Source organism: Planococcus sp. MB-3u-03, from assembly GCF_002833405.1.
In the GTDB taxonomy this organism is placed as follows: Bacteria; Bacillota; Bacilli; order Bacillales_A; family Planococcaceae; genus Planococcus.
The window spans coordinates 2,715,995-2,729,993 of the sequence record NZ_CP025135.1; the positions used below are offsets into that span (position 1 = coordinate 2,715,995).

The 13,999-nt window shown below is 48.5% G+C and carries 11 protein-coding genes, 1 pseudogene and 2 riboswitches; of the genes and pseudogenes, 1 reads left to right on the top strand and 11 read right to left on the bottom strand.

From position 1 onward, the window contains the following. Positions 1 to 4 precede the first annotated feature (4 nt). From CW734_RS14815 to CW734_RS14855, 9 genes and pseudogenes are all read right to left on the bottom strand, one after another. On the bottom strand, positions 5 to 616 hold the full coding sequence (locus CW734_RS14815) for a DedA family protein (RefSeq protein ID WP_101191436.1): 612 nt from the start codon (positions 614 to 616) through the stop codon (positions 5 to 7). Positions 617 to 738: 122 nt separating this feature from the next. Then, positions 739 to 2,308, bottom strand: a pseudogene (gene mbcS / locus CW734_RS14820) (acyl-CoA synthetase MbcS). Between the two features lie 21 nt (positions 2,309 to 2,329). After that, positions 2,330 to 2,884 (bottom strand): hypothetical protein, encoded by a 555-nt coding sequence (locus CW734_RS14825; protein WP_232787280.1) that lies wholly within the window; start codon positions 2,882 to 2,884, stop codon positions 2,330 to 2,332. Between the two features lie 12 nt (positions 2,885 to 2,896). After that, positions 2,897 to 4,543: a solute symporter family protein gene (locus CW734_RS14830; RefSeq protein ID WP_101191440.1), complete on the bottom strand. Its 1,647-nt coding sequence runs from the start codon at positions 4,541 to 4,543 to the stop codon at positions 2,897 to 2,899. Between the two features lie 3 nt (positions 4,544 to 4,546). After that, positions 4,547 to 4,816 (bottom strand): hypothetical protein, encoded by a 270-nt coding sequence (locus CW734_RS14835; protein ID WP_101191442.1) that lies wholly within the window; start codon positions 4,814 to 4,816, stop codon positions 4,547 to 4,549. Positions 4,817 to 5,279: 463 nt separating this feature from the next. After that, positions 5,280 to 6,530, bottom strand: coding sequence for a mechanosensitive ion channel (locus CW734_RS14840; RefSeq protein ID WP_101192205.1), 1,251 nt, complete (start codon positions 6,528 to 6,530; stop codon positions 5,280 to 5,282). Between the two features lie 188 nt (positions 6,531 to 6,718). Next, positions 6,719 to 8,863: a sensor histidine kinase gene (locus CW734_RS14845; RefSeq protein ID WP_101191444.1), complete on the bottom strand. Its 2,145-nt coding sequence runs from the start codon at positions 8,861 to 8,863 to the stop codon at positions 6,719 to 6,721. Between the two features lie 137 nt (positions 8,864 to 9,000). After that, positions 9,001 to 9,693 carry a response regulator transcription factor gene (locus CW734_RS14850; protein WP_101191446.1) on the bottom strand — a complete coding sequence of 231 codons (693 nt, stop codon included), beginning with the start codon at positions 9,691 to 9,693 and terminating at the stop codon, positions 9,001 to 9,003. Between the two features lie 80 nt (positions 9,694 to 9,773). Continuing rightward, a complete protein-coding gene (locus CW734_RS14855; protein ID WP_101191448.1) occupies positions 9,774 to 10,637 on the bottom strand; it encodes a DMT family transporter in 864 nt (287 codons plus the stop codon). 183 nt (positions 10,638 to 10,820) lie between these two features. Here CW734_RS14855 and CW734_RS14860 point away from each other — a divergent pair, with 183 nt between their 5' ends. Beyond that, a complete protein-coding gene (locus tag CW734_RS14860; RefSeq protein WP_101191449.1) occupies positions 10,821 to 11,051 on the top strand; it encodes an excisionase family DNA-binding protein in 231 nt (76 codons plus the stop codon). 58 nt (positions 11,052 to 11,109) lie between these two features. Here the strand turns inward: CW734_RS14860 and metX are convergent, their stop codons facing one another. Further along, the gene (gene metX / locus CW734_RS14865) at positions 11,110 to 12,129 is read right to left on the bottom strand and encodes a homoserine O-acetyltransferase MetX (RefSeq protein WP_101191451.1); all 1,020 of its coding nucleotides are present in this window, start codon (positions 12,127 to 12,129) and stop codon (positions 11,110 to 11,112) included. 12 nt (positions 12,130 to 12,141) lie between these two features. Next, positions 12,142 to 13,431 carry an O-acetylhomoserine aminocarboxypropyltransferase/cysteine synthase family protein gene (locus CW734_RS14870; RefSeq protein WP_101191453.1) on the bottom strand — a complete coding sequence of 430 codons (1,290 nt, stop codon included), beginning with the start codon at positions 13,429 to 13,431 and terminating at the stop codon, positions 12,142 to 12,144. Positions 13,432 to 13,530: 99 nt separating this feature from the next. Continuing rightward, positions 13,531 to 13,644, bottom strand: a riboswitch (SAM riboswitch). A 180-nt stretch (positions 13,645 to 13,824) separates the two neighbouring features. Further along, positions 13,825 to 13,937, top strand: a riboswitch (SAM riboswitch). The last annotated feature ends 62 nt before the right edge of the window (positions 13,938 to 13,999 follow it).

Sequence of the window (13,999 nt, forward strand, 5' to 3'; positions counted from 1 at the left end):
ATATTTACCGCCCTGCGCTGCGCTTTTTCTTAAACAGCCACAATCCGATAATGGCACCGGCAAAAAGCAAAGCATAGACGATATTCGAATAAATGCCCAATTGCTCCAGGATTTCTTCCCGGTTCTCCCCGACCGCCTGCCCGATATAGACGAGCACCGTATTCCAGATCAAAGTGCCGGCTGTCGTAAAAGCCAAAAATAAAACGAACTTCATATTGGACATGCCTGCTGGAATTGATATGAGGCTGCGGACAAGCGGAATCAGCCGCCCGATAAATACCGCAAACACCCCGAAGCGGTCAAACCAGCGATCCGCTTTGTAGAGATCTGCTTTTTTCAAACGCAGCCAATTGCCGTGTTTGTCGATGATCTGTTCCAGCCGTTCTACATCCAATAGGAGCCCGAGCCCATAGAGCATGACAGCGCCGGCAACAGACCCTGCCGTCGCTGATAGGATGACACCCCACACGTTAAGGCTGGTGGTAGTTGTCATAAACCCGCCAGCTGTCAGAACCACTTCTGACGGCACCGGCGGAAACACGTTCTCCAGCAAGATAAGCAGGAAAATCCCGAAATAGCCGTAATTTTCCACAATCGATGTAATCCACTGTTCCATAGGAGGCCCCCTCTAAATGTCCGGACGCCCGATGTTTCCACATGTCCGTCTATCTATATATATTGACGAAACTCACCCATCTTAAACAGCAGGAAAAAGCCGCGCTTGTTTCAGCGGCTTATTTAAGCGTTCATTTTACGCAATTCCACACGGCGAATTTTCCGGAAGTCGTTTTCGGCAGCTCCGTCAAAATTCGATGACACGCGGGTATTTATAAGGTGCGGTAATTCCTTTGACATGATCCTGCAATTCCTTGACCATCGCTTCGTCCTGTGTGCCTCCGTCTCTCAGCACGACAAACGCTTTGACAATATTGCCGCGAATTTCATCCGGCGCTGCCACGACTGCGCATTCCTGTACGGCCGGATGCTTCATGAGCGCGTCTTCCACTTCAAACGGCCCGATTGTATAGCCAGAAGAAATGATGATATCGTCGCTGCGGCCTTCAAACCAGAAATAGCCTTCTTCATCGCGCGAAGCCTGATCGCCCGTCAAATACCATTCGCCGCGGAAAGAAGCTTTCGTCCGTTCCGGGTCCCGGTAATATTCACGAAACAGTGCCGGACAGCTTTTGTGTACGGCAATGTCGCCGACTTCCCCCGGTGCCGCGGGCTGCCCGTCTTCATTGATGATATCAACCGGATTTCCTGGCGTCGGTTTGCCCATCGAACCAGGTTTCATGTCCATATCCTGCAAGATGCACACGAGCAGAGTATTTTCTGTCTGTCCGTAACCATCGCGCACATTCAATTGGAAAGCTTCCTGGAAAGCATCGATCACTTGGCGGTTGAGTGGCTCACCGGCAGAAACAGCACTGCGCAGATGAGGCAATTTATAATCGTTCAAGTTTTCGACTTTTGCCATGATGCGATATTCAGTCGGCGTACAGCACAGCACATTGACTTTTTCTTCTTTCAGGATGTCCAAATATTTCAGTGCGTCGAAAGCGCCGTTATAGACAAGCGCCGTCGCCCCGAGAGTGATCGTAGAAAGGAACGGGCTCCATATCCATTTTTGCCAGCCTGGAGCTGCGGTTGCCCAAACGATGTCGCCGCTTTGCACGCCAAGCCATTCCGTCGCAGCCGTCCGGACGTGAGCGTAGCCCCACCCATGAACATGCACGACTCCTTTTGGATTGCCGGTCGTACCGGATGTATACGATAGAAACGCCATATCTTCCCGGTTCGTGTCGACCGCTTCAAATTGCTCCGATTCTGCAGCAGCCATTTGTTCCAGCGATTGCCACCCTTTTTCCGTTCCCCCGACAATCAATTTATTGTCCAATGCATCATATTTCTCTTCAATGGAGTTCGTTTCAGCTGTCGTTTTGTAATGTGCGATGATCGCTTTTGCGCCGGAATGCTCCATGCGATAGCCCAAATCTTTTTTGCGCAGCATTTCAGAACACGGAATCGCGACAAGCCCCGCACGCAAGCACGCCAAATACGTAATATACGCTTCGGGAATCCGCGGCAGGATGATGAGGACACGATCTCCCTTATTGAGGCCTAGTTTCATGAAAGCTTGTGCATACTGGTTCATTTTGGAAAAAAGATCTTGATAAGAAAGTTCCGTGCGGTTATTATCCGCATCAAACCAGCGTACCGCAATCCGCTCGGCATCATTTTTATATGCTTCCAATTCAGAAGTAATATTGTATTGTTCTGGTGCAATCAATTGTTCAACATTCATCTAATTTCCTCCTTTTCTTATTCAACTCGCAGGAATCACCAAATAATAGACGCTTGCCAGAAACAGGAATGCCATCCCGGCAGACAAATACGCTTTTGTTGCAGTGAATCCTTGTACGGTTTGGATGATCTTCACGCTGACCAGATACATCCACACCACACAGATGAGCAGCAAGAGATTTACCCCTAACGAACCATCGCCAAGACCGGCCAAATGCGGTGCGCCGAGCAAGCCTGGAAGCAGCGCAACCGGAGTCACCAAGCTGATGGCGCGGTATTTCGCAGTTCCGCCCAATGCTTTGGAACCCGCCCACAACAGCGCTGCCATGCCGACTTTCGTGATAAACGCCGTCAAGATCCCAAAAATGATGAAGATTGCCGGAACGAGCAAATTCTGCAATAAAGCAGAATCAAAACTGCTTATGTATGAGGCTTGCGACGCGATTGAGATCGCGCCGTAGCCCACTCCCACGATGAGCAGTAAAATCTGGCTCACCGCTTCGGTTTTCGGTAATTCCAGGAATGACCGGTAAGAAGGATCATCCAGGCTTATCATTTTTCCAACCAACTTTGCCACTCCCTTTGCCATTTACATTCCCCAAGGCATTAGCGCCCAGATTGCTACAGCCGCAGAAACGACGACTGTGATTCCTGCACCGATCGTGCTGTTATAACGGTAAGCCTTAATATCTTTCCAGCCATGGATGCGCTCGATCAATTCGATATCGGCTTGTTTCGTCAATTTTCCGGAAAGCGACGGAATGCGGTTGGTGATATAAGAAACCACAATCAATAAGATAAAGCTGATCGGCACAGCAAGCATTGCGCCGGATAGCCCCATCCCGTCGGTCACGCCATGCCCCGTCAATACGATGCTCGGGAAAACGAATGGCGAGACGATGATATAGATGGCACCGCCGACGACAGACGCTGCAATCGCACCGAATTTATTCGCCTCTTTCCACCAGACGCCGACAATAATCAGCGGCGCATTGGTGACACCAGCCAACCCGAACGCCCACAGGATACTGACAACAAGGAAAGCGGGCGGGTTAATCGCAAGCAGGATACTCGCAATGCCCCCTGCAAAAATCGCGATAAACCCGATGCGCAAGTTCAAACGCTGCGAGATATTCGGTTTCAATGTAGAGATGATGTCCTGTGAAATCAATGCGCCGATCGCGAGCAAGTTCCCGCTCAATGTCGAGAGTCCGGCAGAAATTGCACCGGCAATGACAAGCGCTGTCACCCATTCCGGGTTATAGACCATATTCAAAATGATCGTCAATTTGTCTGCATCCCCGTCGGAAATTGTCACGCCTTGCGTAGTTGTCGCAAAGACGCCGACAAAGCCCATCGCATACGTCGCGGAGAAAACCAAACCGAGAATAAACGCAAACCAGACCATCGCAGAGCGCGCACTCTTCAATGAAGAAGCTGTGTAGACGCGCATCGCCAAGTGAGGCAAGCCGAGTGCCCCGATCGTCAGCGCTGGAATGATGGAGAAATACCATTTCGGCGAGAATTGGTAATCAAAGAATGTCGGCAATGCGTCCATCATCGCCGGAACCATGTCCGAATAAAGCAATGGCGGGAAATACCAGCCTGAAGCACCGATCGCTTTCATGATCGCTGCAAGCGGCACGATGAACATCAAAGCGATGATGACCATCTGAATGGCGGCGTTATTCGTTGCCCCTGCCATCCCCCCGATCGTGATGTAGCCGACGATCAAGATACCGAAGATGAACAGCCCAGTAATATATGGAATGCCGAGCAATGTCTCAAACGTAATCGCGATGCCGATCATCTGGCCGAGCGCATACATGATCGAAACCAGGATCATGAACAATGCGGCGATGATAGACGCCGTTGTACCGTAACGGTCACGGATGAAATGAGTCGGCGAAAACGCACCCATGCGGCGCAAACTCGTTCCGTAAATGATCGTAATCAACGGAATCGCCAAGATCAATTGAATCCACAACATAATAAAAGGAACCTGTAATTGTAAAATAAGAGCGGTAATACCTAAAAATGTTGCCAAACTCATGTATGTAGCAGCCATCGCCAAGCCATTCGTGATCGCCCCGACATTCGATCCGCCCACGTACAATTCTTTAGCTGACTTGCTTTGGCGATTCGAAATGAAGCCGACGATGTAAAATAAGACGAATGTCGCGCCTACGACCACGAGTCCAAGTATTGGATTATCCAGTTGCCAGTTCTGCTCCATCGCTTACACTTCCTTTGCTTCGTCGGCATTGCCGAGCGTGTCATTTTCTCTTTCGATCTCGTCATCGATGCGGTTGCCGATTTTCCCTGCAACAAGCGTCAGCAGAAAAACGCCGAACCAGCCCATCAAGATAGGGACGATGTACATGACCGGAAAGCCGAACAGCATGGCGTCCACCGGAAAAATTGAAAAGATCAGGCCAACATTCCCCACCAGAATAAATGCTGCCGTCATCCAAATCGTAAATTGGACTTCTTTTTTGTAAGCTTTCATGACTCTTCCCCTCCAATTTGTGTGATTTCTCTCTTCATACACCCCAGACTGAGCGTTCGCTCAGATTTTATGCATGCGATCCCCCTTCAAAATTATTATCTCAATAACTCTCTTGATTGTAACCGCTTGCATAAATGATAGTCAACTGAATTTTTATAAAATTTAAACAATTATATTAATAACCTTTTTGAACTATTTTTCTGCTTATTGGTTCTCATAACTAAGCTAATTATCTCTTTAACTCTTGTACATAAAGCTTTTAAGTCGGTTATCGCCCATGAAATGATCGCTATACAAATATACAATTTATTCAAACTAAAAAAGGATTTTTCTGACAAACTTTATGCATTCCAATGTTTAATTATTCATTTTAGCCAAACTTCTCATTCTCCCTCACTCTAGTGCCATATAAATGCACAAAAAAACTGCGCCTTGGCATATGCCAGGCGCAGAAGAAGTTGACTTACATATTCGGTTTATTGTCTTCTTCTTTCATTTTCTTTTCCATTTTAGCCAATTGGTTTTTCGCAAAGTCGCGGCCGCCAATTCCGAATGCGATGGCGAAGGCAACTGCGAGACCTGCAATGATGAATAGGAAGGCCAGGTTGACAATGCTTGAAGCAAAGTTCAATTGGTCAAGCGTCATGAAAATTGCAATGATGAAAATTGCATATTTTACGATGCCGCCGAACAATCGATTGCCCGAAGCGCGCGTGATGTAATTCCCGAGCATGCTGCCTCCAACGAGCCCAAGCCCGAGGATGATCAATGAGCTGATCAATAGCGGCAAGTACGCGATGATTGCGCTGCCGATGGAATTCAACACATCTAGCTGCAAGACATTCATGGCTTCAACCACGAAGAAGATAATGATAATCGCCTGGACGACTTTACCGATGATCTGGGCAATGTCGAATGAAGGCTCTTTGTTCTTGTCAGGGCTCAAATATGAAGAGAAGCGGTTGATCCCTGTGCCGTTCAATAGACCGATCAGCAAGTCTGCGACGAATTTTGCGATGAAGACACCGGCAAGGATGAGGATGATGCCGACAAAGATATTCGGGATCATGCCAAGTACCTGGTTGAGCATTGATACGATCGGTTGTGAAATCGAATCGATGTTCAAGGTTTCGAGCGCTACCGTTACGATCGGGATGAGCACGATGACAAAGACCACATTCGCTAAAACTTTAGCAAGCGTGTTTTGGTCGCTTGGAGCCACCCGCTCGTTCGTGCCGGATTTATTGGTCATTTTATTGAACCATTTGTCGATGTTCATCGTGGCCAATAAGCTTTCCACCAATTTTTTAACAAACTTCGCGATAAAGTAGCCAATCACCAAGATCAAGAGCGCCATGAACAGGTTCGGCAGGAATGCCAGGAACTTGTCCATCATGTTCGAGATCGGCTGGGCGACGTTATGCATGTCGAGTGCTTGCAATACACTTGGAATGAACAGGATGAAAATCAAATAATAAAGAATTTTTCCGATAGAGTCCAGTTTGTCATCCGCGTCTTCCTTCGTTTTAGCCATATGGCCTTTTACCATGGCGTTGTCAGCACCGATTTTTTTCAACCCTTTCGAGAAGATCGCTTTAACGATGGTAGCGACGAGCCACGCAACGACAAGCAATAATAGGGCGCCGAGAATGTTCGGGATGTAGTTGATGATCGTATTCCCGACATTCTGGAATGAATTGGTTACATCATTCAAATGTGTCATCTCCTTTACAATTTAATGGTTCATTTTTAGTATCCCCCTTATATTTTTTCCTAAACGCAATCTGGCGGCATTCCGGCCCTAATGCCAATTTAATTTTAAAATGACGGTGGCGCTCCCGAACGAACACAATAAACCGCCGACGGGAATCCTGTCGGTGGTTTATTGTGTTCATTCATCCATTAATGATTTGGCAGCAGGACGGTTACTTTGAACAGATCTCCGTCCACCTCCAGTTTCATCTGCCCGCCGTGAAGATCCACGATGGACTGGGCGATAGCGAGCCCGAGCCCCGATCCTTTGGTTTGCCGCGAGGTGTCGCCGCGCTTGAAGCGTTCGAGCAATTCTTCTGTATTGTCGCCCAATTCGTAGCGCGTGACGTTTTTCATCGTCATGACCAGTTCACCAGTTTGCTCTGTCAGCGCAATATAGACACGGCTTCCCGGCAATGAATATTTGGTGGCGTTCAAGATCAAATTATCGAGAAGGCGCCACCACTTCTGGCCATCGACCGAAGCGTATACGGGATGGTCCGGAGCCGCGATGCGGACGTCGAGTTCCGCTTCCTGTACCGCTTCCTCATGCTCTGCCAAGGCTTGTGTGACCAGTTGCTTCATATCCAAGCGTTGCTTTGAGAGTTCTGCGTTTCCGCTAGCCATTTTTGAAACTTCAAATAAATCTTCAATGAGTACTTTCAAGCGCTCTGATTTCCGGTCGAGTATGTCGACGTATTTTCGCCGCTCTTCATTTCCTAGATCTTCATTTTTCAATAGATCCGTATAGGTGATAATCGAAGTGAGCGGCGTGCGGAGGTCATGGCTGACATTGGTAATCAGCTCGGTTTTCAGGCGTTCGCTTTTTGCCTGTTCCGATACCGATGCCTTGTAACCTTCCCGCAAAACATTCAAATGGGCGGCATGGCGGCCAAGCGGCGACTTGCCTTTTATTTTCAAATCCGCTCCCAAGCTTCCGGCAGCCAGTTGTTCCGTCCCTTTGAGCAAGCGGTTCAAATAACCGAAGCGCGTCATCAAAAATAATAGCGACGGCAGCCCGATCAATAATGTAGCCGGCAGCCAAACAATCACCACGACCGGTTGTAATATCATAAGCGCTGTTCCGGCGCCCCATAAAAACACTACCGCTAGCACCCAGGCCATCTGAAAACCGATTGTGCGGTTGAGAAACGCATCTTTCGCCGAGTAAACCTGGGAAGCGGTGAAACTTTGTTGAATCTCTTCTTTAAAGCAGCTCCATTTGCCGAAATGCTGCCATAGCCAAATTGCCTGCAATATACTTAGCGACCAGAACAGCACTGCGAGTGCCAGTGCGATAAAGACTTCCAGGAAAGAGCCGCTCCCGCTTTCCCACGGCCTTGTCAACACTGCCGCGAAATGGTTCGCAGCGGCCAAGGCGAGCATCGCCGATACGGTGAACCCGATAAGCTTCCACTCGACCGCAAGTTTTTGCCATTTGTGATAGCTGGTTAACCCGGTATACCAGGCTGTCCGCACGGGGCGCTTTTTAAAAAACCACCAAGCGCCGGCTACTGCCGAGGCCAATAGGAAATACAGAAAGAACTTGAGCAGTCGGAATTGGTTTATCCCGCTGATCACCGAAGCACCTGCTACTCCTTTTTCCGGTATTTGGATGACCCCTGAAAACCGGTTATCAGCCAGCGTACTGTTGGCATCGTCGTATGGAAAGTCAAAACTCCAATAGCCATTGCTGAAATAAAGCGGCTCTTGTGCAGAATACACTTGTTCGAAAAAGGGCTCATCGTTGATTGTTCCTTTGGTGAATACTTCACCGCTGTCCAAATCCCTTAATTGATAGACATAGCCCGCAGCCTGGCCTTCAAATTGGGCCTTTTGTGAAGCCAGTTGCCCCAGCACTTCCTCGTAATCCGCTTCGCGTTGTTCGATAATCGCTTTTTTCGCTGCTTCGTCGTCGGAAAAGTTTTCACGCACAGATAAAATTTCCTCTCCGCGCTGCTCTTCCAATTCTTCCACTAAAGAGTTATCGCCTTCTTCCTCTGCTGCTGAAATTGCATCCGCATATTGATCCCGAACCATCTGGATCTGGTCAGTCAGGGAGTTATTATCCATGCGGTACTGGTCGATTTCCCAGGAAGCGACCGATTGATCGACAGTGGATTTCGGCGGGGCGAGTTCGAACAGCAGCAGCCCTTCCGTAAATCTGGCGAAATCGTAATGAAAATCTTCTGTGTCCGTGTAAGCCTTGCCGAAATAACCCGATCCTTTTTCCGTGACGGTCCATAAGCATAAGAGCAACAAGGAAATGCCTGCAAGCCACATCCATTTCTTCATATCATATGTCTCCTTTTGTTAAGTGGCGAAGTGTGGCAAGCAATTCTTCTGGAGACTTGATGACAAAGTCCAAAATAAAAGAAGAGCAGTAGACGAGGCATATCGCAGCAACCGCAATCGCAGCGACAGACCAAAGATCATTTTTCCATTTTGTAGCCAATGCCCCACACCACCTTTACATACCTCGGATTTTTCGGATCCGCTTCGATCTTCTCCCGGATTTTACGGATATGTACAGCGACGATGTTTTCTGCATTATATGCCGGCTCCCGCCAGACCCGCTCGTAGATCTCACCGATGGAAAAGACACGGCCAGGATGCTGCATCAACAACTCGGTTATATTGAACTCCGTCGGTGTCATGCGAATTTCTGCGCCGTCTACCGCAACCGTTTTCGACTCTGAATCCAGCCTCAATCCGTCGATTTCAAGTGTATGGCTGGACTGCCCATAATCTCCAAGCTTCACGTAACGTCTGAGTTGTGATTTCACCCGTGCCATCAATTCCATCGGATGGAAAGGCTTGGTCACATAATCATCCGCACCGATCGACAACCCGTGGATCTTATCAGAATCCTCGCTTCTGGCACTCAGCATGATGATCGGGATATTGCGTTTTTCACGAATCTTGAATGTTGAATGAATGCCGTCAAGCTTCGGCATCATGATATCCATGATGACGAGATGCACTTGCGTCGTTTCCAGCAAATCGAGCGCTTCCTGCCCATCTGCTGCCCCTACTACCAGAAAGCCTTCATTTTTCAAATAGATGCTGATGCCTTCCCGGATTTCCTGGTCATCATCTGCCACCATGACTGTCAGCTGTTCCACACGTTCCACCTCTTTTCAGTTCTGGCTTAAGTATAAAATGAAATTCTTAAGCGAAGCCCATTCAAATTCTGAAGAAATTCTTAAGCTTTGCGGTTTTTGCCGAATGCCAGCAGCGCAATGCCGCCAATCAACAGCGCAATCCCGAACCAAGACTGTCCGCTTAACGCTTCACCGACTACGGCAACCCCCAATACAGAAGCTGTCAGCGGCTCTGCTAGCGATAAGGTGACCGCCGATGAGGAAGGAATGGTTTTCAATCCGCTCGAAAATAATAAATAAGCAAGGCTTGTCGCGGCAAGGCCCAAATAAGCAACGATCATCAAGTTTTTCGGTTCCGCTAAATAGCCGGTATCCAGGAAAAACAGGAACGGCAATAAGCCAAGACCACTGAGCGAAAAGATCACAGCCACTGCGGGCACTACTTCCATCAGGCCTAAGACATTTTTGCTGAACATGGCATATCCTGCAAACGCCAATCCCGCTAACAGCCCGAGCATCACGCCGAGCGGGTCGACGATATAACTATCCCGGTTCGCAAAAAGCAAAATGCAGCCGGCTACAGACAAGACGCTTGAAAATACCCACACTCGCTCTGGTTTGCGCTTCAATACGAGCGCTTCCAATATTCCCGAAAAAGCTGGCGCGCTGCCGATTGCCACGACCGTCCCGATCGCGACGCCCGTCAATTGCACGGCTGAAAAAAAGAAAGGCTGAAACAAGGCCATGCACAATGCGGAAAGCCCGACCCAAAGCCACGGAATCCTTACGCCACTCAGCTTTCCTGAAATCCACACAAATGCCAGAAGGCCAAAACCGCCGATTGCGAGGCGAACTGCACCAATCGTCAACGGATGGGCTTCCCCCACCAGGAAAGTTTGGGCTGTCCCTGTCGTGCCCCAAAGCATCGCTGCGAATAATACCCATATGTATGCCTTAATTTGCATCAGCTTCCCACCGCTTTCTCTCTCTATAATTTAAAATGTTTTTTAAAAGCATCGCTGTAAAAATGGCCATGCTTGTACTAGATTATGGAAAATTCATTCACACTCCATAAACATACCACGGCACGGATGGTTTGAGATAGGGTTCAAATAGCATTATAATAGAAGAAAAGAGGAGGCGATCGCATGTATATGACAGTCCCGGAAACTGCCGTTTTTTTGTCGATGCCGGAAGAGCAAGTCAACCGTTACGTACTTGAAGGCCGGATCCGCGCAGTCCATGACGGAGAACAATACTTGATCAACACCTCCCAATTCGAGAGCCATTTCAAACAGCTGGAAATCGCAAAACTTGAGCTGGAAGAGTGGCGCGCTACGCCAATCCCCGATGATATCGATATTAAAGACGAGGATTGACGAAACGCAAAAAAAGATCGGAGCCGTTTAGGCTTCGATCTTTTTTTGATGGACAGGTTTATGCTAATACATGGCTTTTGGCATTCACCGTTTTCTGCAATTGAGCCTGTACGTGATGTGCCCATTTTTCGAATTCCACCAAGAAGCCGTCATGGCCAAAATCTGTTTCAATTTTCTCCCATTTCGCATTGGGCTGATTTTCGACCCAAGGAATCATCAATTCTCCTGGATACAATAAATCGTGGCTATAGGAGATCGATAACAGCTCGGCGGCTAATTCCACTTCTTCCACATCGTGTGTATTCATGGCTTTCAGCAAAACGAGATAGCTATTCGGGTCAAAACGCCCTGCCAATTTACGCCCCTGGTAATCCAAATAGGATTGAACTTCAAATTCTTCTCCGCAGCGTGCACGGCCGAAGCGACCATTGAATAACTGGCTGCTCCGATACGTCACCATGCCGGCCATGCGGGCGATTTCAAATCCTTTCAGCCTGGTTTCCGGGTGATAATTACCTGACTGGAACTCGGGATCGTTTTCGATCGCCTGGATGCCGATATGATTGAACGCCACACCATAATCTCCGTAATATGGCGTTACGGCGAGCGTAATTGCCGTATCCAGAAACTCAGGGTACAGGCTCGCCCATTCCAAGGCTTTCATGCCGCCGAGAGAACCGCCGATCACCGCTGCCAAATGGTTGATGCCTAGCAGCTCCAAGGCTTTCCGCTCCGCTCTCACCATATCCCGGATGGTCAGTTCAGGAAATGACGCTCGGTAAGGTTCACCGGTTTCCGGGTTGATCGAAAGCGGGCCGGTCGAACCGCTGCAGCCGCCGAGTACATTGAAAGTGATGACTTGGAACTGCCCGGTATCCACCGCTTTTCCTGGGCCGATCAGCCCTGCCCACCAGCCGGGTTGATCTGCAGTTCCCACTGCATATTGATCGCCCGTCAGCGCGTGGCAAACCAGAATCGCCGGTGCAGAACTTTCTCCGACGCGTTCATACGCCAATTCCACTTCGGGCAATAGTTGATCCGATTCAAGTTTCAGCTGGCCGATGGATACTGTCGTCATCCGAATCCCTCCTTACGCGTTCTCGAGTACTGCTACTTGGATCGCTTGCTCCAAATCAGCGATTAAATCTTCGTGGTTTTCCAATCCTACAGACAAACGGATCAACTCTTCCGTTACACCGCTGTTTTTCAACTCTTCTGCTGTCAATTGCTGGTGTGTCGTGGACGCCGGATGGATGATCAATGATTTGGCATCGCCGACATTCGCCACGTGCGACCATAAATTAACGCCATCAATCACTTTGCGGCCGGCTTCCCGTCCGCCTTTGATGCCGAAGTTGACGATCGAACCATAGCTGTCTTTCAAATATTTATCAGCAAGTGTTTTGGATGGATGTCCTTCAAGGCCAAGGTAATTGACCCACTCGACTTGCGGATGGTCTTTCAAATATTCCGCGACTTTTTGTGCATTCGTCGCGTGGCGTGGAATCCGTAGATGCAAAGTTTCAAGTCCCTGAAGCAGTGCATGGGCGCTGTCCGCACTGAGCGATGGACCGAAATCGCGCAACAGCTGGACGCGTAATTTCGTCGCGAATGCCGCTTCCGGTACATCGATTCCGAAACGGATGCCGTGGTAGGATTCATCCGGCTCCGTGTAATTCGGAAAGCGCGGGTTGTCCCAGTTAAAGCGTCCGGCGTCGACCGCTACCCCGCCGATTGTCGTCCCGTGGCCGCCGATCCATTTCGTGGCGGAATGGATGACCACGTCTGCACCGAATTCGATCGGGTTGCTGACGAAAGGCGACGCGAATGTATTATCGATCAAAAGCGGTACGCCATTTTCATGTGCGATATTGGCTACTTTCTCGACGTCGAACACGTTCAAACTTGGATTTCCGATAATTTCACCGAACAAGGCTTTCGTTTTGTCCGTGATCGCTGCACGGAAATTTTCAGGGTCGGTGGCATCGACGAATTTTACGTTAATGCCATAGCGCGGTAATGTGTTGGCAAATAGATTATAAGTTCCTCCATATAAATTGCTGTCGGCAACAATTTCATCTCCCGCTTCAGCAATATTCAACACTGAGAATGCAATGGCTGCCATTCCTGAAGACAAAGCTACTGCAGCAGTGCCGCCTTCAAGAAGTGCGACGCGCTGTTCAAACACATCGACTGTCGGATTCATGATGCGTGAGTAGATATTGCCCGCTTCTTTCAAGCCGAATAGGTTTTGTGCGTGTTCGGTATCTTTGAATACATAAGAAGTCGTTTTATGGACCGGTACGCCGCGAGCGCCTGTTACTGGATCCGGTTCTTGGCCGCCGTGTAATAGAAGAGTTTCTGGTTTAAAGTTTGTCATTGTCAATTCCTCCTGTTTTCTGATAGTTTTTTCGGTTTGAGGAGGACACAAAAAGACCCTCTTCAGAAAGAAGAGGGCCGTCATATGCGGATTTGCCTCCTCTTATCTTTCAGCGACGCAAATGCGCGCTGTAGGATTTAGCACCTTTCCAGACATGAGCCTGTTGGTTGCCGGGCATCGTAGGGCCTATTCCTCCGCCTCTCGTGATAAGAGTATTCAGTTATTTTTGCTTGTTGAAAAGTATAGTGGACAGCCTCGGCTAAAGTCAAGCATATTTTCTAAAAATTTTAACTACTATAAATAACTTATCTTCCAAAAATTACATGAAAGCTATTGACTTTTCGCTATTTCGAAATAGAGTAGGAATCAATGAATTGAATAGCTTACATCACTTTCTTATCCAGAGAAATCGAGGGACAGGCCCTATGACGTTTCGGCAGCAGATTCGCAAACCAGCGAAAACTGTGCTAATTCCTGCAAATGCTTCGGCATTTGGAAGATGAGAATGAGATGGTTTCATACTTTGGAGCCCTCTTTTTTCTTGCGCATAAGAAAAAAGAGGGCTTTT